This is a genomic window from Sphingomonas flavescens, from assembly GCF_030866745.1.
Taxonomy (GTDB): domain Bacteria; phylum Pseudomonadota; class Alphaproteobacteria; order Sphingomonadales; family Sphingomonadaceae; genus Sphingomicrobium; species Sphingomicrobium flavescens.
Window position 1 is genome coordinate 2,597,535 of the sequence record NZ_CP133016.1, and the last position, 22,524, is coordinate 2,620,058.

Below are 22,524 nucleotides of genomic sequence, written 5' to 3' on the forward strand. Positions count from 1 at the left end.
GCTCCTTTAGCCGCGTTCGCCCTTTTTCGGCGCTGGTGCCGCCGGCGCCGTGTTCGGCTGCGCGTTGGCGCGGTCGGTGGCGGACCGGTCGCGGGCGGCGCGGAATTCGCTGTCGGCGCTCCAGTTCGGCCAAGCGCGCGAATTGGCGAGCTGTTCTCCCACGATGTGGAGGAGATTGGCGTCCTGCGCCATGCCGCTGAAGTTCCACTGCGGGTTAAACTCGTCGTCCGGCTGGTGATAGCGCTTGGCGGTGTAATCAACGGCTAGGGCCTCGCCGCGCGCGGTGCCGCCGGTGACGAGATCGTTGCCCGAGCGGAAGCTGAGCGCCGGAACCCCCGCCTTGGCGAAGGAGAAGTGGTCCGAGCGATAGAAGCCGCCGCTTTCCGGATGCGGGTCCGGCGTGAAGTAACGGCCCTCCGCCTTGCCGGCGGCAATCAGCGCATCGAGCAGTTCGAGCTTGGCGGTCCCGGAGATCGAGAAGTTCTTCGCGGGTCCCCACACGCCCATGGAATCGGTGTTCAGAACGCCGACGGTCTTGGACAGCGGGTAGAGTGGGTGGGTGGCGTAATATTCGCTGCCGAGCAGGCCTTTTTCCTCGGCGGTGACGGCGAGGAAGACGACCGAGCGCTCGGGCCGCGGCTCCAGCGAGAAGCGGCGCGCCTGCTCGATCAGCTGGGCGATGCCGGTCGCGTTGTCGACGGCGCCATTATAGATGTTGTCGCCGTTCGCATCGGGCTTGCCGATGCCGAGGTGGTCCCAGTGGCCGGAGTAGATGACGGTTTCGTCGGCGTATTTCTTGCCGGGCAGGATGCCGACGACGTTATGGGAAGTAATGACCGCGGTCTTGGCGGTGCCCTGCGCATTCAGCGTGGCCTTGAGCGGCATCGGCTTGAAGTCGCGGCGCTTTGCGGCGGCCTTGGCGGCCTCGAAGTCCATGCCGGAGGCGGCGAAGATCTTCTGCGTCAGGTCGCGCTGGATCCAGGCTTCGAGCAGAGGATGTTCGGCCGCCGGGTTGTCGCGGACGATGTCGAACATTGTGTTGGTGTTGGAGTTCTTGACGGTGTTCCAGCCGTAGGAGGCGGGCGCGGTCTCGTGGATCACGAGCACGCCTAGCGCGCCCTGCCGCGCGCCTTCTTCGTACTTGTAGGTCCAGCGGCCATAATAGGTCATCGCCTTTCCGCCGAAGTCGCCTTCACCACCCTCGAAGTCGGGGTCGTTGACCAGCATGACCGCGATCTTGCCCTTGAGATCGACCCCTTTGTAGTCGTCCCAATTCCGTTCCGGCGCCTTCACGCCATAGCCGACGAAGACGAGCGGCGCGTTGGCGAGGTTGACGGCCTTGGCGCCGTTGGTCGGGGCGCGGGCGGCGATCTCTTCGCCCTGCGTCAGCGGGACCTGCTGGCCGTCGAGGTTGAGCGACATCGTCGGCGCGGCCTGCCAGTCCGATTGCAGCAGCGGCACGTCCTGCGTCCACTTGCGGCGGCCGTTGGCGGCCGGGTCACCGCCCGGCTGCAGCCCTGCGGAGCGGAACTGGTCGATGATGTAGTTGACGGTCTTCGTCTCGGCTGGCGTGTTGACGCCGCGGCCCTCGAACGCGTCGGACGAAAGTGTCTTGTCGATCTCCGACAGGCGATAGGGACTGAAGCCGCCCATCGACGCCGCCGAGACCGACGCGGCCGCCAACACCATCGCGCTGCCCGCGATCCACCGAAGCTTGTTCATGCCCTGTCTCCCCAAGTGCCGGGACTCGGCGAGGCCGAGCCGAAAATGCACTTGGGCCGTAGTTAGCGCGCGGTCGGCTGGGAAGCCCCCGAGGCGGACGCGACCGGCGGCGTGTTCGAGCGATAGCGATCGAACCAGGCGATGATGGCGGAGGCCTTTGCCGCGGCCTGGCTGGGCCGCGCGGCTATGCCGCCGTGGCTGGCGCCCGGCACCTTCACGAACATGCTCGGCACGCCCTTGAGCTTGAGCGCGGTGTAGAATTGCTCGGCTTCGCTGACGGGGGTGCGGTAGTCCTCGGCACCGACCACGACGAGCGTCGGCGTGGTGACGTTGCCGATCAGGCTGAGCGGCGAGCGGGCCCAGGACTTGTCCGCATTCTCCCAGGGTTGGTAGCCGAGCCAGTAGGGGCCGAAGAAGTTGGGGCCATCGCTGGTCAGCGCCATGCTGGTCCAGTTAATGACCGGCTTCTGCGCTGCCGCGGCCTTGAAGCGGTGGGTCTTGCCGACGATCCAGGCGGTCAGGATGCCGCCGCCCGAGCCGCCGGTGACGAACAAGTTGTTCGGATCGGCGATGCCTGCAGCAACGGCGCCGTCGACCGCGGCCATCAGGTCGTCGAAGTCGGTGCCCGGATAGGTCTTTTCGATGCCGTCGGCGAACGCCTGGCCGTAACCCGTCGAGCCGCGCGGGTTGGTGAAGATCACCGCGTAACCGGCCGCCGCGTAGAGCTGATAATCGGTCGAGAAGTGCGGGCCGTAGGAGGCATAGGGGCCGCCGTGGATCTCCAGGATTGCGGGCACGCGCTTCCCTTGCGTGTAGCCGGGCGGAAGCATCACCCAGGTCGGCACGCTGCCGCCGTCCGGCGCGCGGACGTTAAGCGTCGTAATGCCGGCCAGCGACTTCGCCGACAGCGAAGTGCCGTTGAGGTCGGTCAGGCGGCGCAGGTTACTGGGGTTTGAGGCAACCGCGATGTCCGCCGGGCGGCCGGGGCTGTCGGTGGTGAAAGCAATGGCGCCGCTGCGCGCGACGCTGAACTGGCCCCCGGCGTAGGGACGGTCGAGGCCGCCACCGCCGACGCTGTGCGTGAGCGGCGCAACTGCGCCATTCAGGCTGATGCGAGAGACGGTAACTCCGCCATCCTGCTCGTAAGACGCGTAGATCGATCCGGAATCGCCGCCCCAGGCAATTTGCTGGATGCCGCGGTCGAGGCCCGGTGCGACGGCGCGGGGCGCGCCGCCCGATGCGGGCATCACATAGATCGAGTCCTGCTCGAAACCCTTCTTGTGATCGTCATGCCCGAGGAACGCGACCCAGCGGCCGTCGGGCGAGACCTTCGGGGAGAAATCGGGTCCGTTGCGCGAGGTGAGCGCGGTGATCGCGCCGCTGTCGAGGTCGAGGCGATAGATCTCGCTGTCCTGGGCGATCAATTCCCAATTCGGCTTGCGCAAGCCGCCGAAATAGATCGAGCGGCCGTCGCGACTCCATTCGGGATCGCCGTCATTGTACGCGCCGAACGTCAGCTGGCGGGGCGCCCCGCCGAGCGCATCGACGAAGAAAATGTGGTCGAAGCCCGGCTTCAAATAGCCGGCGCCGTCGGCACGGTAGGTAACCTTGTCGATGACTTGGAGCGGGTCCGCCCATTTCGCGCCCTCTGGCTTCTCGGGCGCCTTGCCGAGGCGGGCGCCGTCGTCGGGAACGGTCATCAGATAGGCGATCTGGCGGCCGGTCGGCGACCAGCTGATCGCGCTGGGACTATCGGGCAGGCCGGTGATCTTGGCGCTGGCGCCGGTGTCCATCCAGCGGACGTAAAGTTGCGGCGCGCCGCCATCGGCTTTGACGTAGGCGAGGCGCCGGCCATCGGGCGACCAGCGCGGGCTCGACGCGCTGCCTTCGGTGACCAGAGGCCGCTGCGCGCCGGTGGCGACGTCGATCAGCCAGATCGAGGATGACGCGCGATCGGTCATGATGTCGTTGGCGCGGCGGACGTAGGCGATCTGCCGGCCGTCGGGGCTGATCTGCGGATCGGATGCCGCGGTCAGATCGAACAGGTCGCGGCCGGTGAAGATCGGGTTGGGGGCATCCGCGGGCGCCGCAACCGTCGGCGCGGCTAGGCAAGTGGCGGCAAGCAGGACGAGCGAAAGCTTGGCATGGCGCACGATGATTCCCCCTCGGTGATGTGGCGCGCACGATTCAACTTTCGTGAACCGTCCGCAAGACACTTCGCCAACGCTAAACCAATCGGTTGACAGTTAAGGATTAGCAAGCTTATTAAACCTTATGGTTGAACAACGACTCGACGCGACCTTTCACGCGCTGGCCGATCCGACGCGCCGCGGCATGCTCGCCAGCCTGGCGCTGGGCGATCGGTCCATCGGCCAACTTGGCGAACCCTATCGCATGACGTTCGCCGGAGCCTCCAAGCACGTGAGGGTGCTGGAAGGGGCCGGCCTCATCGAGCGGCGCAAGTCCGGCCGGCGGCAGATCTGCTCGCTCAAGGCGGCGCCGCTCGCCGAGGCGGAGCAGTGGCTCAGGCAGTGGGAACAGTTCTGGACCGTCCGGCTCGACCGTTTGCAGGCGCTCGTCGAGCGCGATTCCGAAGAACAGTGAGGGGCGACGCGGCCCCGAGAATGGAGATCGAACATGGCTGAACTGATGACCAAGCCCGTCGAACGGATCGCTCCCGATGCCATCCGCCTCGAGCGGCTGCTCGACGCGCCCGTGGACAAGGTCTGGCGTTACCTGACCGAGGCGGACCTCCGGCAGCAGTGGTTCATGGGCGGCACCGACGCCCGCGCGGATGCGGACTTCGAGTTGCTCAACGATCACGACAATCTGTCGGACGAAGAGGTGCCATATCCGGAGAGCTACGCGCCCTACAAAGGCAAGACCTGGAGCGAGCATGTGCTGCGCTTCGATCCGCCGCGGCTGCTCGAGACGACGTTCCAGGGCGGCAAGAACGGGACAGTCACCTACGAGCTTCAGCCCGATGGCGAGCGGACGCGCCTGGTGCTGACCCATCGCGGGATCGACAGCGGCACCGGAGCGCAGGACTTCGGCAGCGGCTGGAATTCGCACCTGACGGTGCTGCAGGAGCGCTTGGCGGGCCGCGGCGTGCCCGATTTCTGGGCGCTTCATGCGCGGTCGCGAGAGGCGGTGTCGAAGGCGCTGCGGGACTAAGCCGGGAGCAAGACTATGTGTCCGATCTGTCTGTCGACGCTCGGCTGGCTGACTGCCGGCGGAGCGGGTGGAAGCGGCGTGCTCGCCATGCTGGCGGTCAGCCTGAGGAAGCGCGGAAGGAAAGAGAAACGATGACCGATCTGCTGAACGGAGAAGCATTGCCGGCCAGCCATCCGGCGGCGGTTTCGCCCACCGAATGGGAGGCAGCCTGGCGCGACATGCTGGCCGCCGAAAAGGCGTTCACGCGGGAACGCGACGCAATGGCCGCGCGGCGCCGGCGGATGCCGTGGCTGGCGGTCGACAAGGACTATGCGTTCGAGGGGCCGGATGGGCGGATCAGCCTGCTCGACATGTTCGAAGGGCGGACACAGCTGATCGTCTACCGAGCCTTTTTCGAGCCCGGCGTATTCGGCTGGCCCGATCACGCCTGCCGCGGCTGTTCGCTTGGCGCCGACCAGGTGGGGCATCTGGCGCATCTCAACGCGCGGGACACGACGCTGGCTTATGTGTCGCGAGCCCCGCAACCGGACATCGCACGGCTCAAGGCGCGGATGGGCTGGGCAATGCCGTGGTACACGATCACCGATAGCTTCGACGCCGACTTCGGCGTCGACGAGTGGCACGGGCACAATGTCTTCGTCCGCGACGGCGAGCGCATCTTTCGAACCTATTTCGTCAATAACCGCGGCGACGAAGCGATGGGGACGGTGTGGAGCTATCTCGACCTGACCCCGCTCGGCCGGCAGGAGCTGTGGGAGGATTCGCCGCCTGGCTACCCGCAAACAGCGACGTACAAATGGTGGAACTGGCACGACAATTACGCGGCGGAGACCGAGCCTGACCGGAAATGGGTCGAAGTGTCGGACGCGGGTGAGGCGGCGTTTCGCGACAAGGGCGCCGACGCCGAGGCGTAAAGATCAGGAAATCATCAGCTGTTGATCATTGCCTTCCGCCGGCCCTGAGCGGATTCTTGGGGCCTGAACGGCGCAGGAGCAAGGCAATGATCAGGATCCTTTTGGCTGTCGGGCTGGCGGCGGGGCTGATGCAGGTTGCGGGCGCGCAGCCAGCGACAGCGCCCGCGCCATCGGCGGAGCCGCAGAACAAGATCGTGGTGACCGGCAAGTCGAAGCGGGTGTGCCAGCGGAGCGTCGAGACGGGGTCGCTGATGCCGTCCCGCGTTTGCCGCACGCAGGAAGAATGGGACGAATTCGAGCGAGGGGCGCAGGCGACGCTCGAGCGTATCCGCAGCAACCGGACATTTGCCTCAAAAGACGAGAACGACCGCAACTAGGGCCGCTGCCGGTCGCGCGGCTGCGGCGGCCTGCCGCCTGTGCGCTAACAACCGTTCGTACCGGTCACCATGTGCGCACCCAGCAAAAAGGGAGCGAACATGGTCGACATCAGCAGCGCCGGAACCTTCAAACTTGGCGACCGCACGGTCAATCGCATGGGCTATGGCGCCATGCAGCTGGCGGGGAAGGGCGTGTTCGGCCCGCCGCGCGACCGCGACGAGGCAATCGCCGTGCTGCGCGAGGCGGTCGAAAGCGGTGTCAATCACATCGACACCAGCGACTATTATGGGCCCCACGTAACCAACGAGATTATCCGCGAGGCGCTGTCGCCTTATCCGGACGAGTTGGTGCTGGTAACCAAGCTCGGGGCGCGGCGCGACGACAAGGGCGCATGGCTGCCGTGGAACCGGCCGGAGGATTTGGCGCAGGGATTGCGGGACAACCTGCAGCGGCTTGGCCTCGAAGCGATGGAAATCGTGAACCTGCGCATCATGGGCGACGGGCATGGGCCGAGCGAAGGATCGATTGCTGACCAGGTGGAGGCGATGGCCGATCTGCAGCGACAAGGACTGGTGCGGCACATCGGCGTCAGCAACGTGACGCATCGGCAGGTCGAGGAAGCGCGGAGCATCGTCGACATCGTCTGCGTGCAGAACCAGTACAATCTGGTCAGCCGCGACGATGAGCGATTGATCGACAATCTGGCGCGCGATGGCATCGCTTACGTGCCCTTCTTCCCGCTGGGCGGATTCACGCCGCTGCAGTCGGATGAGCTGTCGAACATTGCCCGTGAGCTGGGCGCGACGCCGATGCAGGTGGCGCTGGCCTGGCTGCTGCAGCGGTCGCCTAACATCCTGCTGATCCCGGGAACGTCGTCGCGCGCGCACCTGCGCGAGAATCTGGCGGCGGCGGAGCTGGACTTGTCCGAAGAGGTCATTGGCCGGCTCGAACATATCGGGCGAGCGGTCCCTGCATAAGAAAAGGGCCGGGAAAATCCCGGCCCTTCCTTTTTCGAGCGACCATTATTCGGCGGCCGGGGCTTCCTCGCCGTCGGCCTTCTTCTTGGCACCCTTCGGCTTGGGCTTGGCCTTCGCCTTCGACGGCTTGGGCGCCGCGGGCACGATCTCGAACGCCGGGGCGTTGTCCTTGATGCGGACCTTGACCTCGCCGCCGTTGACCAGCTTGCCGAAGAGCAGCTCTTCCGCGAGCGGTTGCTTGATCTTCTCCTGCACGAGGCGACCCATCGGGCGCGCGCCGTAAAGCTTGTCGTAGCCGCGGTCGGTCAGCCACTGCCGCGCCTCGTCGTCGAGCTCGATATGCACCCCGCGATCCGCCAGCTGCAGCTCGAGCTGAAGGATGAACTTGTCGACCACGCGCGCCACGACCGCTGGCGGCAGGTAGGCAAATGGCACGACAGCATCTAGCCGGTTGCGGAATTCTGGCGTGAACATCTTCCGGATTGCGTCCTCCTGGACGTCCTCGCGGCTAGATGCGCCAAATCCGATCCCTTCACGCGCCATGTCTGACGCGCCGGCGTTGGTCGTCATGATCAGGATCGTATTGCGGAAATCGACCGTCTTGCCGTGGTGATCGGTCAGCTTGCCGTTGTCCATCACCTGCAACAGGATGTTGAACAGGTCGGGGTGCGCCTTTTCGATCTCGTCGAGCAGGAGCACGCTGTGCGGCTGCTGGTCGACAGCATCGGTCAGGAGGCCGCCCTGGTCGTAGCCGACGTAACCCGGAGGCGCACCGATCAGGCGGCTGACCGAGTGACGCTCCATATACTCCGACATGTCGAAGCGCTGGAGCGGGATGCCCATGACCGAGGCGAGCTGACGCGCGACTTCGGTCTTGCCGACGCCGGTGGGCCCCGAGAATAGATAATTGCCGATCGGCTTGTCAGGATCGCGCAGGCCCGCGCGGCTGAGCTTGATTGCCGAGGCGAGCTTCTCGATCGCGAGGTCCTGGCCAAACACGACGCGCTTGAGGTCGGCCTCGAGATGTTCGAGCGTCGCCTTGTCGTCGGCGCTGACGGACTTCGGCGGGATGCGCGCCATGGTCGCGACCACGGCCTCGATTTCCTTGGGCGTGATGACCTTCTTGCGCCGTGACGGCGGCACCAGCATCTGCATCGCGCCGACCTCGTCGATCACGTCGATCGCCTTGTCCGGCAGCTTGCGGTCGTGGATGTAGCGCGCCGACAGCTCCACCGCCGACTTGATCGCGTCCGCCGTATATTTGACGTTATGATGGCCCTCGAACGAGGAGCGCAAGCCGGCGATGATCTTGATCGTGTCCTCGATCGTCGGCTCGTTGACGTCGATCTTCTGGAACCGGCGCAGCAGCGCGCGATCCTTTTCGAAATGGTTGCGGAATTCCTTGTAGGTGGTCGACCCGATGCAGCGGATCGCGCCCGAGGACAGCGCCGGCTTGAGCAGGTTCGACGCGTCCATCGCGCCGCCGGAGGTGGCGCCGGCGCCGATGACCGTATGGATTTCGTCGATAAAGAGGATCGCGTGCGGCAGCTTCTCCAGCTCCGACACGACCGACTTCAGCCGCTCCTCGAAGTCGCCGCGGTAGCGGGTGCCGGCTAGCAGCGCGCCCATGTCGAGCGAGTAGATGGTCGCCGGCTTGAGAACGTCGGGCACGTCGCCTTCAATGATCTTGCGTGCGAGACCCTCGGCGATGGCGGTTTTGCCGACGCCGGGCTCACCCACGTACAGCGGGTTGTTCTTCGAACGGCGGCAGAGGATCTGCACGGTCCGCTCGACCTCCGGCATGCGGCCGATCAGCGGGTCGACCTTGCCGGTCCGCGCTTTCTCGTTGAGGTCGATGGTGAATTGCTTGAGCGCGGACTCCTTCTTGGCCGCGGTTTCCTTTTCGGCCTTTTCCTCGGTGCCGCTGACTTCGCGCGGCTCGGCTGGGGTGTCGCCCTTGCCGACGCCATGGCTGATATAGGTCACGGCATCGAGGCGGCTCATGTCCTGCTGCTGCAGGAAATAGACCGCGTAGCTCTCGCGCTCGGAGAAGAGTGCAACGAGAACGTTGGCGCCGGTCACCTCATCGCGGCCGGATGATTGCACGTGCAGGATCGCGCGCTGGACGACGCGCTGGAAACCGCTCGTCGGCGTGGGATCAGTGGTGCTGTCGGCGACGAGCGCCCCAAGCTCATTGTCCAGATACTGCTTCACCGAGGCGCGCAGGTCATCGCGGCTGACGCCGCAGGCGGTCATCACCTTCGAGGCATGCTCGTCGTCGATGAGCGCGATCAGCAGGTGCTCGAGGGTCGCATATTCATGGCGGCGCTTGCTGGCTTCACCCAGCGCATTGTGAAGGGTCTGTTCGAGTTCGCGAGCGAAACTGGGCATTAGAGGATGTACTCCCGCTCCCGCGGCGGAAGCCCGCGGGCTTTGAAATCAATGTCATACGGGCCTTCGCGCCAATCAAGGGCGTGCGCCTGTGTTTTCAACAGAATATCGCAGGCAGAGGTTGTCGCGGCGTGAATGGCCGCGACGGTCACGGCTTCTTGAACAGCTCTTCGGCAGCTGAGCGGTGAATCTGGGCACGCTGCATGTGCGATTCAACCCGGCCGATTTCGGCCTTCAGCGTTTCGATGCGGGCGTGAAGCTCGTCCATCGACATCGGATCGAGGTCCTGCTTGCCAAGCTCGACCAGCGGATCGCCGGGCTTGCTGGGGAAGAGGTCTTCCAGGTCCATGGTCTGAATCGTTGACCCTCCACGCGGGCAAGTCAATAAGCCATGCGTGACCGGCCTGCCTTCAAGCATGCGCGCAGTCGTCGCCGACGGGTCAGGCGGGATGGCGATCGTCGAGCGGCCCGTGCCGCACCCCCGCGCGGGCGAGATTCTGATCAAGGTGGCCGCCGCGGGCATCAACCGGCCGGACGTCCTGCAGCGCAAAGGCATGTATCCGCCGCCGCCGGGCGCGCCAGACATCCTCGGTCTGGAGATTGCGGGTGAGGTTGTTGCCGGCGGTTCCGCAGCGATGATCGGGCAAAAGGTCTGCGCCCTGGTCGCGGGTGGCGGTTATGCCGAATATTGTGTCGCTGCGGCGGGCGTTGCGCTGCCCATCCCTCGCGCGCTGCCCGTGGTGGAAGCTGCGGCCATGCCCGAGACACTCTTCACCGTCTGGATTAATTTGTTCGAACGGGGCTTCGCCGCGGATGGCGACTGGGTGTTGATCCACGGCGGCACCAGCGGGATCGGGACAATGGCGATCGCGCTCGGCAAGCTGTTCGGGCTGAAGACGATCGTCACTTGCGGATCGGAGGACAAGTGCGCCCAGGCACGTGAACTGGGTGCGGTGGAAGCGGTCAACTACAAGGTCCAGGATTTTGTGGAGGAGGTGCACCGCATCACCGGGCGGCGCGGCGTCGATGTTGTGATCGACATGGTCGGCGGCGACTATGTGCCGCGCAATCTCGCGTGCCTAGCGGAGGACGGACGGCATGTGTCGATCGCGGTCCAGCGGGGCGCGAGCGCGGAAATCCCCATCTTCGACATCATGCGGCGGCGATTGACGCTGACGGGATCGACGCTGCGGCCGCGCTCGGTCGAGTTCAAGACGATGGTCGCCGACGAACTCGCGCGCACGGTGTGGCCATACGTCGAAGGCGGGCGGCTTCGCCCGGTCATCGACAGCGTCTTCCCGTTCGACGACGTAGCGGCGGCGCATGCGCGCATGGAAAGCGGCGACCATGTCGGAAAGATCGTGCTGGAGATACGGCACTAACGCTTGCTCCCGGCAGCGGCTGTAGCTACATCGCCGGCAAGCTGGCCGCTCCGTGAAGGGGCGGCCCTATTTGTTTCCAGTCCCGGGAGAATGACAGTGGCCCAGCCCCTGATGCCCCACGCGACCGCCGCCTGGCTGGTCGACAATACGTCGCTGACCTTCGAGCAGATTGCCGAGTTCTGCGGCCTTCACATTCTCGAAGTTCAGGCGATCGCCGACGACACCGCAGCGACCAAGCTGACCGGCCGCGACCCGATCCGCGCCGGCGAGCTGACGCACGAGGAAATCGAAAAGGGTCAGGGCGACCCCGATCACAAGCTGCAGATGCACCGTGCGCCGGAAGAGGTCCGCCGCACGAAGGGCCCGCGCTACACGCCGGTCAGCAAGCGCCAGGACAAGCCGGACGGCATCGCCTGGATCATCAAGAACCACCCGGAAGTGAGCGACGGCCAGATCAGCAAGCTGATCGGCACGACGCGGACGACGATCGCCGCCATCCGCGACCGCAGCCACTGGAACATGGCGAACATCACGCCGAAGGATCCGGTGACGCTGGGCCTGACGACGCAGCGCGAACTGGACGCCGCGGTCGCCAAGGCGGCGAAGGCAGCCGGTATCCAGGCGCCGACCGACACGCGCTTCGACAGCGATCGTGAGGCACTGATCGAGCAGTTGCGTACGGAACGCGAGCAGCACGCGCGCGATGCCGAGGCGGCGCTTTCGGACGCAGATGGCGACAAGCTGGCGGACGAAATCTTCCCCGGCATTCGCGACCCGTTCAAGAATACGCCGGCCGCCTAAGCGGTTGATTCGCAGCTTTTCGCAGACCACAGTCGAACCATGGCCACTGTTGCCGAAACCGACGTCAGCCAATTGAGCTTCGAAGCAGCGCTGTCGCGGCTCGAGGAAATAGTTCGTACCCTGGAAAAGGGCGAGGCGCCGCTCGACCGTTCGATCGAGCTGTACCAGGAAGGCGACCGGCTGAAGCGGCACTGTGAAGCGCGCCTGAAAGACGCGCAGGCGCGGATCGACCAGATCGCGTTCGGCAGCGATGGCAAGCCCGCGGGGCTGAAGCCCTTCGATGCCGGTTGAGGTTGCCGACAGGCTCTTTGAGGAGCTGAACGCGGAAGCCGCGCAGGTCGGCGCCGACGTCGACCGTTTCTTCGAGCAATCCCTGCAGTCCGAGCCGGACGGGCGTGAGCGCCTGTTCGAAGCCATGCGCCATGCGGCGATCGGCGGCGGCAAGCGGCTGCGGCCGCTGCTGACGATTGCGGCCTCGCGGTTGTTCGCGGTCGATCGCGCACGGGCGCTGCGGGTTGGCTGCGCGATTGAGGCGATCCATGTTTACTCGCTGATCCACGACGACCTTCCCTGCATGGACGACGCGGACACGCGGCGGAGCAAGGCGACGGTGCACAAGGCGTTTGGGGAGGCGGAGGCCGTGCTTGCCGGTGACAGCCTACATGCCCTCGCATTTGAATGGCTGGCGGATCAGGCGACGCACGAGGACCCGTGGGTGCGGTCAGACCTGGTGCTGGAGCTGGCGCGCGCCGCGGGGCCCTCGGGGATGGCCGGTGGGCAGATGATGGATCTGGATGCGGAGGGGAGGTCGCTCGATCTCGCGCAGATCACGCGCCTTCAGCAGCTGAAGACTGGTGCGTTGATCGAATATTCCGTCGAGGCGGCATGCATCATGGCCAAGCTCCCCGAAGAGGCGCGGACGCCTTATCGCGGCTATGCGCGGAACGTTGGCCTGGCGTTCCAGATTGCCGACGACCTGATCGACCATGGCGGCGATGCCGCAGCCGCGGGCAAGCCCGTGGGACAGGACGCGGACGCGGGAAAAGCGACGTTTGTCTCGCTGCTCGGCGAAGATCGCGCCCGGCAGCAAGCGCGAATGCTGGTCGACCAGGCCATCGAGCATCTGTCCGAACATGGCGAGGAAGCCGATCTGCTCCGTGCGATTGCGCGCTTCGCGGTCGAGCGCGATCACTAAGGGGGCATTATGAAGGTTGCCGTTTACCCGGGCACGTTCGACCCGATCACGCTAGGCCATCTCGACATCATCCGCCGCGGTGCGCACCTGGTCGACAAGCTGGTCGTCGGCGTGACTACCAACCCGTCCAAGGAGCCGATGTTCTCCGTCGAGGAACGGCTGGCGATGGTCAAACGCGAGGTGGCGGACATTTCCGGCCATATCGAGGTCGTGGAGTTCGGCTCCTTGCTGATGGATTTCGCGGAACAGCAGGGTGCCACGGCGATCCTGCGTGGCCTCCGCGCGGTCGCCGACTTCGAATATGAATTTCAGATGGCGGGCATGAACCAGAAGCTGAACGATGAAATCGAGACGGTCTTCCTGATGGCCGACGTTTCCTTGCAGCCGATCGCGTCCAAGCTGGTCAAGGAAATCGCGCGCTTTGGTGGCTGCATCGACAAGTTCGTGACGCCGGCCGTCGCCGCCGACGTTCGCGGCCACCTGGATGGCGGTTCACGCTAAGGAAATCGAGGCTGCGCCAGTGCGCAATCCGTATCGGGAGGGATGAATTGAAGGTCATGTCGTTCGCGCTGCCGTTGGCGGCTTTCGGTTTGATGGCGGCAAAGCCCGCGCCGGTGCCGACGATGCCGAGCTTGGTCGCGCCTGCGGAAGTGGCCGCGGTGCCGGCGAACCATCTCTTCCTGGAGCTTTCCAACGGCGGCAAGGTCGAAATCGTGATGCGGCCGGACCTTGCGCCGCACCACGTCGAGCGGATCCAGACCTTGGTGCGCCGCGGGTTCTACAACGGGCTGACATTCCACCGGGTCATACCCGGCTTTATGGCACAGGGAGGCGATCCCAAGGGCAACGGGTCGGGCGGATCCGACCTGCCCGACCTGAAGGCTGAGTTTACCGGAATTCCGTTCCTGCGCGGCGGCTTCGCGGCAGCGCGGGCCGAAGACAAGGATACGGCGAACAGCCAGTTCTTCATCTGCTTCGCGCCGCGGCCCGACCTCGACAACAAGTATACCGTGATGGGCCGCGTCGTTGCCGGGATGGACGCCGTCGACGCGATCGCGCCGGGCGAACCGCCGGCCGAGCCGACGAAAATTGTGAGAGCCTATCTGGGCGGCTAAGCGGACGGCGCCATGCGCGTCGACCTCTTTGATTTCGAGCTACCGTCTGAACTGATCGCGCTTCGTCCGGCGCGTCCGCGGGATAGCGCGCGGTTGCTGCTGGTCGAGGGTGATCGGATCGCGGATCGGCAGGTGATGGACTTGCCGAACCTGCTGCGGCCCGGTGACGTCCTGATTTTCAATGATACCAAGGTCATTCCGGCGCAGCTCGAGGGCAAGCGCGGAGAGGCAGCCATTGGCGCCACGTTGCACAAGCGGGAAGGGCCGCGGGAATGGCAGGCATTCCTGCGCAATGCGAAACGGGCGCGGGTCGGGGACACGATAGATTTTGGCGCGCAGGTAATGGCGTCGGTGGTCGAGAAGGCGCCTGATGGATCGGCGCTGCTCCACTTTCATGGGGAAGAGCCGGTCGAGGTCCTCCTGGAGCGAGCTGGGCGAATGCCGCTGCCGCCGTACATCGCCTCGAAGCGCGAGACCGACGAGACTGACCGCGCCGATTACCAGACCATGTTTGCGCGCGAGGAAGGGGCGGTGGCGGCACCTACCGCCGCTCTACATTTCACGCCGCGACTTCTCGAAGCGCTCGATGCGCGCGGGGTCGGGCGCGAGACGCTGACGCTGCACGTCGGTGCCGGAACGTTCCTGCCGGTCAAGGCCGACGACACCGTAGACCACAAGATGCACGCCGAATGGGGCCGGATCGACCAGGCCACCGCCGACCGGCTCAACGCGGTGCGTGCCAAGGGCGGCCGTGTGATCGCGGTCGGCACGACCAGTCTGCGCCTGCTCGAAAGCGCGGCCAGCGAGGATGGCATGATCCAGCCATTCGAAGGCGACACCGCGATCTTCATCACGCCGGGCTATCGCTTCAAGGCGATCGAGGGACTGATAACCAACTTCCATCTGCCTAAGTCGACCCTGTTCATGCTGGTCAGCGCGCTGATGGGGCTGGACGTGATGCAGACGGCGTATGCGCACGCGATCGCCGAGGGATATCGCTTTTACTCATATGGCGACGGAAGCCTGTTGCTGCCGAACAGCCGGCCTTCAAAACATTCCACGGCTTAGGGCGATCTCAATAATCAGCGTGCTATCTAGATCCGATGTATGACGTCTGGGTCCTGATACGTCTGACGCTGGTGATGTGCGCATTGTTCGCCATCCCGTTGTTCTTAGTGCTTAAGAAGATGGCAAGGCAGGTTTCAGAGGATCATCGCCTGCATCGCGTTAAGGAGATCCAGGCGTCTCATGGTCTAGGGGCCAAGTTTGCAGGGTTTACGGTCATGATCCTGCTCGTCTGCTGGAGGAAAGGCGAGTGGGGACTCGCGCCCGCTGCTGCCTTTACACTCGCGATTTCCGTGATCATCTTTTCCGGCAGGTTTCGCTCCAGACCAAATGAAGCACGACGCTCTGAGTTAAGAGCAGAAACCGTTTGGTTGATGTCGGCCGCTGCTCTGGTTGTCGCATCAATGGTCGATCCGATTATTTCGCATCGCTCGTTTGTTTCTCCGGCTCTTTTGCTCGCTCTATTCTGGTGCGTGGCGTGGAGCTTGATCAGCCGATACTGTCGAGGTTGGAGAGACAGTCCGAGCCACTGAAGGAACGGGAACGCCGTTGCGCGAGCAAGCACGTTCGCTAAGCGCCTCTTGTGACCCGCTTCTCCTTTTCGATCGCCGCCACCGACGGCGCCGCCCGCACCGGCGCGATCGCCATGCAGCGCGGCGAGATCCGGACGCCGGCGTTCATGCCGGTGGGGACGGCGGCGACGGTCAAGGCGATGCGGCCGGAGGAGGTGCGCGCGGCGGGCGCGGACATCATTCTCGGCAATACCTATCATCTCATGCTTCGGCCGGGGGCGGAGCGGGTGGCGAAGCTGGGCGGGCTGCACGGCTTCATGGGCTGGGAGCGTCCGATCCTGACCGACAGTGGCGGCTACCAGGTGATGTCCCTGAGCGAACTGACCAAGGTCAGCGAGGAGGGCGTCGCCTTCGCCAGCCATCTCGATGGGTCGCGGCACATGCTCAGCCCCGAGCGATCGATCGAGGTGCAGCGACTGCTCGACAGCGATATCATCATGCAGTTCGATCAGCTGGTGCCCACTACCTCGACAGTGGAGGCGCAGCGGGAAGCGATGGAACGGTCGATCCGCTGGGCGCGGCGCTCGCGCGACGAATTCGACCGCGGCGGCGCGCATGCGGAGCGTGCGGCGATCTTCGGCATTCAGCAGGGCGCGCTGGATCGCGACCTGCGGCAGGCGTCGGCAGATGGATTGATCGACATCGGCTTCGACGGTCATGCCGTCGGCGGGCTGGCGGTGGGCGAGGGGCAGGAGGCGATGCTCGGCTGCCTCGACTTCGCGGTCGACATGCTGCCGGCGGACAAGCCGCGTTACCTGATGGGCGTCGGCAAGCCCGATGACATCGTCGAGGCTGTGGTGCGCGGGATCGACATGTTCGATTGTGTGCTGCCGACGCGCTCGGGCCGGACCGGGCAGGCGTTCACGGCGGACGGGCCGATCAACATGCGCAACGCGCGGTTCGGTGAGGATCCGGAACCGATCGAGCAAGGTTGTCCGTGCCCGGCGTGCACGACCTACAGCCGGGCGTACGTGCATCACTTGGTGCGGTCAGGCGAGATCCTCGGCGCCATGCTGATGACCCAGCACAATCTATGGTTTTACCAGCGCCTGATGCAGGCGTTGCGCGACGCGATCGCGGGGCAGCGGCTGCAAGCGTTCGCGAGCGAGTTCCTGCAGCGCTACCGGCGAAAAACCTAAATCGCGTCGTCCTTGACCGCTTCGGTTTCGTCGCGAGCCTGGAGCTTGTCCTGGGTGCGCAGGCCGAAGTCGCTGGCGTCGTGGCGCTCGTGCAGCTGCTCCGAAGGATCGCCCGATAGCTTGTTGACGATGCGGCCGCGTTTCACCGCGGGGCGGGCGTCGAGTTGCTTCGCCCAGCGGACGAGGTTCTTATACTCATGCACCGCGAGGAATTCGCCCGCGCCTTCGTAGGTGCGGTTCAGCGCGACGCCGCCGTACCAGGGCCAGATCGCAATATCGGCGATGGAATAGTCCGCGCCGGCGATGAACTCGTTGTCCGTGAGTTGACGGTCGAGGACGTCGAACTGCCGCTTCGCTTCCATCGCGTAGCGGTTGATCGGATATTCGAACTTCTCGGGTGCGTAGGCGAAGAAGTGCCCGAACCCGCCGCCCAGAAAGGGCGCGCTGCCCATCTGCCAGAACAGCCAGGAAAGCGTCTCGGCCCGCTCGGCGCCGCTGTCCGGCAGGAATTCTCCGAACTTCTCCGCGAGGTAGACGAGGATCGCGCCGGATTCGAACACGCGAACAGGCTCCGCGCCGCTGCGGTCGACGAGCGCGGGGATCTTCGAATTGGGATTGACGTCGACGAAGCCGCTGCCGAATTGGTCGCCATCGCCGATGCGGATCGGCCATGCGTCGTATTCCGCGCCCGCATGACCGCGCTCGAGCAGTTCCTCGAGCATGATCGACACCTTCTGCCCGTTCGGCGTGGCCAGCGAGTAAAGCTGGAACGGATGCTTGCCGACTGGCAGCTCCTTGTCGTGGGTCGCGCCGGCAATCGGGCGATTGATACTGGCGAACTGGCCGCCGCTGGGCTGCTCCCAGGTCCAGACCTTGGGGGGAACGTAGGGCATCGCGGTCATAGAGGTTCCTTCGTCTTGCACAGCCGAGGGTGCAGCTAGGAACCGGCGCCGACGCTTTCCAGTGTCAGCAATGTGCCCGCGACTTTAGCCCGCGCTGACCGACAGGAAGCTCGGCATCGGGCCGTTCCAGTCGTTCGAGATGTCCTCGACGACTGGCGTGCGCTCGAGCGGCGCTTGGGCCGGTTCGTCCGTGGGCGCAACGGCTGCTCGCTTCGATGCGGGCTTCGCAGCTTTCGGCTCCCTGGCGGGCTTGGCAGCCTTTTTCTCTTCGGCCTGAGGCTCCGCCTCGACCTTGGCACCGACGCGCGGAATCTTGTGTCCGATCAGCTTTTCGATGCGCTCGATCGCTTCGCCATCGGCGCGGGTGCCGAGCGTGTAGGCGATGCCCTTCATGCCCGCGCGTCCGGTGCGGCCGATGCGGTGCACGTAATCGTCCGGCTGCCACGGCACGTCGAAATTGACGACGTGGCTGACGCCTTTGACGTCGAGACCGCGCGCGGCGACGTCTGAAGCGATCAGGACGTTGATTTCGTTCGTCTTGAAGCGGTCGAATTCGGCGATGCGTGCGGACTGATCCATGTCGCCCTGGATCTGGCCGACTGCGAAGCCGGAGCGCTTCAGGCTCGTCGTCAACTCGCGGACCGTCGTCTTACGGTTGGCGAAGACGATGCAGTTCTTGAGATCTTCCTCGCGCAGGATGTCGCGCAGCGCATCCTTCTTCTTGTCGGGGCGAACCTCGACCAGGCGCTGCTCGATGTTGACGTTGGCCGTCGCCGGCCGCGCCACCTCGACCCTTTTGGGATCGTTGAGGAACTTGTCGGCCAGCTTCTTGATGACGGGCGGCATGGTCGCCGAGAACAGCAGGGTCTGCCGGCTCTTCGGGAGCTTCGAGCAGATTTCCTCGATGTCCGGGATGAAGCCCATGTCGAGCATGCGGTCGGCTTCGTCGATCACCAGCAGTTCGCAGCCGGTGAGCAGGATCTTGCCCCGGCCGAACAGGTCCATCAGGCGACCCGGCGTCGCGATCAGGACGTCCACGCCCTTCTCGAGCGCCTTGACCTGGTCGCCCATCTGCACGCCGCCGATGAGGAGCGCCATCGAGAGCTTCTGATACTTGCCGTATTTCTCGAAATTCTCGGCGACCTGCATCGCAAGCTCGCGCGTCGGCTCGAGGATGAGGGAGCGGGGCATGCGGGCGCGGCTGCGGCCGTGGTGAAGGATGTCGAGCATCGGCAGCACGAACGCCGCGGTCTTGCCGGTACCCGTCTGGGCAATGCCGATCAGGTCCTTACCCATCAGGACGGACGGAATGGCAGCGCGCTGGATAGGCGTGGGCTCGTCGTAACCGCTGTCGTTGACGGCGGCGAGCAACTGGTCGGAAAGGCCGATATCGGCAAAAGTCATGCAGGTTCCGGATAAAAGAGTGGCGCCGCGGCTTCTCAACGGCCGGTGCGGCGAACGCGCGCAGCGCGGCTATGCCGCAGGTTCAGCGCTTGTCAAGGAATGTGGGGTCTCATTCGGTGCGATCAACCCGGCGCTAGTCTCTGAATTTCGGCACCAATTGCTTGAATCGCTCGATCCGGCAGCTTCCGCCCATGCGCGAATGCACTGCATCGCGGTGCGCGCAAAGCCGCTCATCCTCTGGCTGGAGGTAAAAGCCGCCGTAAAAATCGAGCGCCGGACAATCCTCGTCGAATTGGGCGCGGATGCGGGTTCGGTCGCCGAGGATGAAGTCCACTTGCTCAGAACCGGATAACAGGGCGCGCTGGATGCTCCCAGCCGGGATACATTTCGGGCCTTTCTTTTCGACCCACTGAAAGTTGCGGATCAACGGGCGCGGTTGGACCGGAATGCGCAGGATCACCTCGTCCTGCACGATCAGACGCGTGACGCTCTGCCCGACCGACCCCGGCTGCGCACCAAACAGGCCCACCAGCAGCGGCAGCAAATTCCAGATTGCGACCGAAGTCACTGACAGCCCGTCCCCATGGCAGCGGGTTTGCAGCAATGCCTTGAATGTTCAATGAACTGGGTTGTGTCGAGAAGCGCCTGTCCGGCGTAACTTGCCTTCACGGGGCGAGGCCAATAGAGGCGCTTCGCACGATTATCAGCAAGCCCGCGCCAGGGCTCGGCTGGAAGACCAGACCCCAGGAGAGTTATTCAATGGCGACCGCCGCCCCGAACGAGAACCTGCCGCTGTTTTACAAGACGATCGAGCCGCTTAACCTCGATCAGCACGGCAAGATGAAGGTTCGCGGCATCCAGAGCATGCCGGAAGTCGGGCAGACGCATGCGGTCCCGGTGACGGTCGACGAATTCACGCTCGTGCAGCGTCATTTCCCGATCGTCTTCGCAGTTGGCGAGACGCCGTTGCCGATCGCGCTGATGGGACTGAACGAGGGCACCAATGTGTTCCTCGACGAGAACGGTCGCTCGACCGATCCCAACCTTTACATCCCGGCTTACCTGCGCCGCTATCCCTTCTTGCTCGCCAAGCTGCGGCCGGACAGCGACGAACTATCGCTATGCTATGATTCGACTTCCGGCGCGGTCGGCGATTTCGAAGATGGCGAACCGCTGTTCGACGGCAACGAGCCGAGCGGCGCGACCAAGGCGATCCTGGAGTTCTGCGAGCAGTTCGAAGCGGCGGGCCTGCGCACCAATGCCTTCGTCGAGGACCTGGTGAAGTCGGACCTGCTAATGGACGGCGAAGTCGCCATTCAGCCCGAGGGCTTCGACCAGCCGTTCGTCTATCGCGGCTTCCGCATGGTCGACGAAGAGAAGATCCGGAATCTCCGCGGCGACGAACTGCGCAAGATGAACCAGAACGGCATGCTGCCTCTGATTTACGCGCACCTGTTCTCGCTCTCGCAGATGCGCGACATTTTCGCGCGGCAGATGCAGCAGGGCAAGGCGCCGAGCCTGATGCCGCAGGTTTCCGACGCGATCGTCTAGGCTATTCGGCGGCGGTCGCGAACTGCCGCCCGAGTAACTCCTGCCCGAGGTCAACGGCCAAAGTCTCGATCAGTGTGGCGACGCGGTCGAACCCGCGGCTCGGCTTGCCAGCCTTGTCGAGATAGCAGCGGCGGTCGATCTCGATCTGCAAGGCGTGCAGGCCGCGCGCGGGTGCCGAATGGCGGTCGATGATGTGCCCGCCAGCAAATGGGTCGTTCAGGCCGGCGGTAAACTTTGATTTCTGGGCGATCGACAGCGCCGCGCTAGGCAGCCAGCCATCGGCGGTCTGGCCGCGGCAGTCCCCGAAGATGATCGAGCCGACCCCGGCGGGCGGCGGCGGCATCGAATGGCAATCCAGCAGGAGCGCGCAGCCGAAGCGGTCTATCAGGAGTGAAAGCTGCGCCTCGACCGCTTCGTGATACGGGCGGTGAGCCTGGCTCAATCGCTCGTCGAGCTGCTTTGGCGAAATCGCGCGTCGCCACAGATAGCCATGCGCCTGCGTGCGGGCCGGGACGATCCCGAGTCCGCCCCGGGCCCGCGCACTGACGCGCCCGCGGCGGGCGCCGTCGATGACCGACGGGTCGATTTCATCCTCCGCCCGGTTGCAATCGACCGCGGCGCGCGGCGACCGCGCGATTACCGCGCCGCAGCCCCGCTGGAGGGCGCGCCAGACCAGGCGGTCGACCAAAGGGTCCTCGAGCGTCGTCAGGGCGGGCTTGCCGCCGCTTGAAAGTGCGACGAGCCAGTCGGGATATTCGCGTCCCGAATGCGGTACCGAGAGCAGCACGGGAAGGTCGCCGCGCGGTTCATGGATGATGGGAGGAAGGAGCTTGCTCACGAGGCTCTAGGTTAAAATCCGTGCCAGTTTAGGATTCTCTGAGAGCGGCTGCAACGCACGAACGCGCCAAACGCTTCTGGCAAAACGCACTGTTGCAGCGCATAGAGAGAGCCATGGCGAGAATCCTGTTAGCCGAAGACGACACTTCGATGCGCGAGTATCTGCAGCGTGCGTTGCAGCGGGTCGGTTACGACGTTGAAGCGGTGGGCTGCGGGACCGAAGCCATGCCGTTGCTGGAGTCCCAGCAGTTCGATTTGTTGCTGACCGATATCGTCATGCCCGAAATGGACGGCATCGAACTCGCGCAAAAGGCCAGCGCGATCGACCCGGCGATCCGCGTCATGTTCATTACCGGCTTTGCCGCCGTCGCGCTGCAAGGCGGGCGTACAGCTCCCGAAGCGAAGCTGTTGTCAAAGCCGTTCCACCTCAAAGACCTGGTCCTTGAAGTGGACCGGATGTTCCAGACCGAGGATCAGCACGGCCGGCTCTAAACGAGCGCTTATTCGTCAGCCAACGCGGGTGCGAACCTCCGCCCGCAGTCTCGCAATTCCCTCGAGCCGCTGAGACGCTTCGGCATGGAGTGTCGACAGTGCCTCATGGCAGCTGCGCGCGTAGGGATTACAGGCATCGAGCGCCCGGCGCGCTTCTTCAGCTGCCCGGTTGCGGTGATAGAGCGTCTCGCGCTCCAACTCGCACTTGGTGATGTTCGCTTGCCCCGTCATGCCCGTCATGCCCCAATCCTTTGGTTTCCCAAGGTATTGTAGAAAAGCATCGATTCGGTGACAGCGCCTTCACATAAATAATAAAGCACTTGAGGGTTTAGCCGAAGCGCACTGCGCTGAAGGATAATGGCGGCTTGCGCACCCGCGTCGCTCCCCCTAGAGAGCCGCGCTGAGTGGGCGTGTAGCTCAGTGGTAGAGCACTGTGTTGACATCGCAGGGGTCGCAAGTTCAATCCTTGCCACGCCCACCATTTTCCTTCTGGAATAGCCCTTTAAAAGCCAA

Annotated in this window: 25 protein-coding genes and 1 tRNA gene; 17 read left to right on the forward strand and 9 right to left on the reverse strand. The window is 64.6% G+C overall.

Going from position 1 to position 22,524, the window contains the following annotated elements; all coding sequences use genetic code 11:
* Positions 1 to 6 precede the first annotated feature (6 nt).
* Together QU596_RS13365 and QU596_RS13370 are read right to left on the reverse strand one after the other, a co-directional pair.
* Entirely contained in the window at positions 7 to 1,722 is a 1,716-nt protein-coding gene (locus QU596_RS13365) for a M28 family metallopeptidase (protein ID WP_308516114.1), read from the reverse strand.
* Positions 1,723 to 1,784: 62 nt separating this feature from the next.
* Positions 1,785 to 3,875: a S9 family peptidase gene (locus tag QU596_RS13370; protein ID WP_308516115.1), complete on the reverse strand. Its 2,091-nt coding sequence runs from the start codon at positions 3,873 to 3,875 to the stop codon at positions 1,785 to 1,787.
* Positions 3,876 to 3,996: 121 nt separating this feature from the next.
* Between QU596_RS13370 and QU596_RS13375 the strand changes: the two genes are divergently transcribed.
* The 5 genes from QU596_RS13375 to QU596_RS13395 all read left to right on the forward strand — a co-directional run bounded on the left by QU596_RS13375 (position 3,997) and on the right by QU596_RS13395 (position 7,165).
* Positions 3,997 to 4,326: an ArsR/SmtB family transcription factor gene (locus QU596_RS13375; protein WP_308516116.1), complete on the forward strand. Its 330-nt coding sequence runs from the start codon at positions 3,997 to 3,999 to the stop codon at positions 4,324 to 4,326.
* A gap of 33 nt (positions 4,327 to 4,359) precedes the next feature.
* Positions 4,360 to 4,896, forward strand: coding sequence for an SRPBCC family protein (locus QU596_RS13380; protein WP_308516117.1), 537 nt, complete (start codon positions 4,360 to 4,362; stop codon positions 4,894 to 4,896).
* Between the two features lie 131 nt (positions 4,897 to 5,027).
* Positions 5,028 to 5,810: a DUF899 domain-containing protein gene (locus QU596_RS13385; RefSeq protein WP_308516118.1), complete on the forward strand. Its 783-nt coding sequence runs from the start codon at positions 5,028 to 5,030 to the stop codon at positions 5,808 to 5,810.
* An 86-nt stretch (positions 5,811 to 5,896) separates the two neighbouring features.
* Complete coding sequence (locus QU596_RS13390; RefSeq protein ID WP_308516119.1) at positions 5,897 to 6,187, forward strand: hypothetical protein; 291 nt, start codon at positions 5,897 to 5,899, stop codon at positions 6,185 to 6,187.
* A 99-nt stretch (positions 6,188 to 6,286) separates the two neighbouring features.
* On the forward strand, positions 6,287 to 7,165 hold the full coding sequence (locus tag QU596_RS13395; protein ID WP_308516121.1) for an aldo/keto reductase family oxidoreductase: 879 nt from the start codon (positions 6,287 to 6,289) through the stop codon (positions 7,163 to 7,165).
* A gap of 45 nt (positions 7,166 to 7,210) precedes the next feature.
* On the opposite strand, the gene clpA is transcribed toward QU596_RS13395, so the two are convergent.
* Together clpA and QU596_RS13405 are read right to left on the reverse strand one after the other, a co-directional pair.
* On the reverse strand, positions 7,211 to 9,556 hold the full coding sequence (gene clpA / locus QU596_RS13400) for an ATP-dependent Clp protease ATP-binding subunit ClpA (RefSeq protein WP_308516122.1): 2,346 nt from the start codon (positions 9,554 to 9,556) through the stop codon (positions 7,211 to 7,213).
* Between the two features lie 148 nt (positions 9,557 to 9,704).
* Positions 9,705 to 9,905: a DUF1192 domain-containing protein gene (locus QU596_RS13405; RefSeq protein WP_308516123.1), complete on the reverse strand. Its 201-nt coding sequence runs from the start codon at positions 9,903 to 9,905 to the stop codon at positions 9,705 to 9,707.
* Between the two features lie 67 nt (positions 9,906 to 9,972).
* On the opposite strand from QU596_RS13405, the gene QU596_RS13410 reads away from it, so the two are divergent.
* The 9 genes from QU596_RS13410 (at position 9,973) to tgt (ending at position 16,825) form a co-directional block, all read left to right on the forward strand.
* On the forward strand, positions 9,973 to 10,938 hold the full coding sequence (locus QU596_RS13410) for an NAD(P)H-quinone oxidoreductase (protein WP_308518005.1): 966 nt from the start codon (positions 9,973 to 9,975) through the stop codon (positions 10,936 to 10,938).
* Between the two features lie 96 nt (positions 10,939 to 11,034).
* Positions 11,035 to 11,739, forward strand: coding sequence for a DUF1013 domain-containing protein (locus QU596_RS13415; protein WP_308516125.1), 705 nt, complete (start codon positions 11,035 to 11,037; stop codon positions 11,737 to 11,739).
* Positions 11,740 to 11,778: 39 nt separating this feature from the next.
* Entirely contained in the window at positions 11,779 to 12,030 is a 252-nt protein-coding gene (locus tag QU596_RS13420) for an exodeoxyribonuclease VII small subunit (protein ID WP_308516127.1), read from the forward strand.
* Complete coding sequence (locus tag QU596_RS13425) at positions 12,020 to 12,934, forward strand: polyprenyl synthetase family protein (RefSeq protein WP_308516128.1); 915 nt, start codon at positions 12,020 to 12,022, stop codon at positions 12,932 to 12,934. The genes QU596_RS13420 and QU596_RS13425 overlap by 11 nt, the downstream gene beginning before the upstream one ends.
* Before the next feature lie 9 nt (positions 12,935 to 12,943).
* Complete coding sequence (gene coaD / locus QU596_RS13430) at positions 12,944 to 13,435, forward strand: pantetheine-phosphate adenylyltransferase (RefSeq protein ID WP_308516130.1); 492 nt, start codon at positions 12,944 to 12,946, stop codon at positions 13,433 to 13,435.
* A 92-nt stretch (positions 13,436 to 13,527) separates the two neighbouring features.
* Positions 13,528 to 14,049, forward strand: coding sequence for a peptidylprolyl isomerase (locus tag QU596_RS13435; RefSeq protein ID WP_308516131.1), 522 nt, complete (start codon positions 13,528 to 13,530; stop codon positions 14,047 to 14,049).
* Positions 14,050 to 14,061: 12 nt separating this feature from the next.
* On the forward strand, positions 14,062 to 15,117 hold the full coding sequence (gene queA, locus QU596_RS13440) for a tRNA preQ1(34) S-adenosylmethionine ribosyltransferase-isomerase QueA (RefSeq protein ID WP_308516132.1): 1,056 nt from the start codon (positions 14,062 to 14,064) through the stop codon (positions 15,115 to 15,117).
* A gap of 35 nt (positions 15,118 to 15,152) precedes the next feature.
* Complete coding sequence (locus QU596_RS13445; protein ID WP_308516133.1) at positions 15,153 to 15,647, forward strand: P-loop NTPase family protein; 495 nt, start codon at positions 15,153 to 15,155, stop codon at positions 15,645 to 15,647.
* A 50-nt stretch (positions 15,648 to 15,697) separates the two neighbouring features.
* Positions 15,698 to 16,825 carry a tRNA guanosine(34) transglycosylase Tgt gene (tgt, locus tag QU596_RS13450; RefSeq protein ID WP_308516134.1) on the forward strand — a complete coding sequence of 376 codons (1,128 nt, stop codon included), beginning with the start codon at positions 15,698 to 15,700 and terminating at the stop codon, positions 16,823 to 16,825.
* Here the strand turns inward: tgt and yghU are convergent.
* The 3 genes from yghU to QU596_RS13465 all read right to left on the reverse strand — a co-directional run bounded on the left by yghU (position 16,822) and on the right by QU596_RS13465 (position 19,699).
* Entirely contained in the window at positions 16,822 to 17,727 is a 906-nt protein-coding gene (gene yghU / locus QU596_RS13455; RefSeq protein WP_308516135.1) for a glutathione-dependent disulfide-bond oxidoreductase, read from the reverse strand. The genes tgt and yghU overlap by 4 nt on opposite strands.
* Before the next feature lie 84 nt (positions 17,728 to 17,811).
* Positions 17,812 to 19,131: a DEAD/DEAH box helicase gene (locus QU596_RS13460; RefSeq protein ID WP_308516136.1), complete on the reverse strand. Its 1,320-nt coding sequence runs from the start codon at positions 19,129 to 19,131 to the stop codon at positions 17,812 to 17,814.
* A 133-nt stretch (positions 19,132 to 19,264) separates the two neighbouring features.
* The gene (locus QU596_RS13465) at positions 19,265 to 19,699 is read right to left on the reverse strand and encodes a hypothetical protein (RefSeq protein WP_308516137.1); all 435 of its coding nucleotides are present in this window, start codon (positions 19,697 to 19,699) and stop codon (positions 19,265 to 19,267) included.
* A gap of 191 nt (positions 19,700 to 19,890) precedes the next feature.
* Between QU596_RS13465 and QU596_RS13470 the strand changes: the two genes are divergently transcribed.
* A complete protein-coding gene (locus tag QU596_RS13470) occupies positions 19,891 to 20,682 on the forward strand; it encodes a SapC family protein (protein ID WP_308516138.1) in 792 nt (263 codons plus the stop codon).
* A 1-nt stretch (position 20,683) separates the two neighbouring features.
* Here the strand turns inward: QU596_RS13470 and QU596_RS13475 are convergent, their stop codons facing one another.
* Positions 20,684 to 21,520, reverse strand: coding sequence for an N-formylglutamate amidohydrolase (locus tag QU596_RS13475; protein ID WP_308516140.1), 837 nt, complete (start codon positions 21,518 to 21,520; stop codon positions 20,684 to 20,686).
* Between the two features lie 113 nt (positions 21,521 to 21,633).
* Here QU596_RS13475 and cpdR point away from each other — a divergent pair, with 113 nt between their 5' ends.
* Positions 21,634 to 22,011, forward strand: a complete 378-nt coding sequence (gene cpdR / locus QU596_RS13480; protein ID WP_308516142.1) for a cell cycle two-component system response regulator CpdR — start codon at positions 21,634 to 21,636, stop codon at positions 22,009 to 22,011.
* Between the two features lie 15 nt (positions 22,012 to 22,026).
* Here the strand turns inward: cpdR and QU596_RS13485 are convergent, their stop codons facing one another.
* Positions 22,027 to 22,251 carry a hypothetical protein gene (locus tag QU596_RS13485; RefSeq protein ID WP_308516144.1) on the reverse strand — a complete coding sequence of 75 codons (225 nt, stop codon included), beginning with the start codon at positions 22,249 to 22,251 and terminating at the stop codon, positions 22,027 to 22,029.
* A 166-nt stretch (positions 22,252 to 22,417) separates the two neighbouring features.
* Between QU596_RS13485 and QU596_RS13490 the strand changes: the two genes are divergently transcribed.
* Positions 22,418 to 22,492: transfer RNA gene (locus tag QU596_RS13490), tRNA-Val, on the forward strand.
* Positions 22,493 to 22,524: the final 32 nt, after the last annotated feature.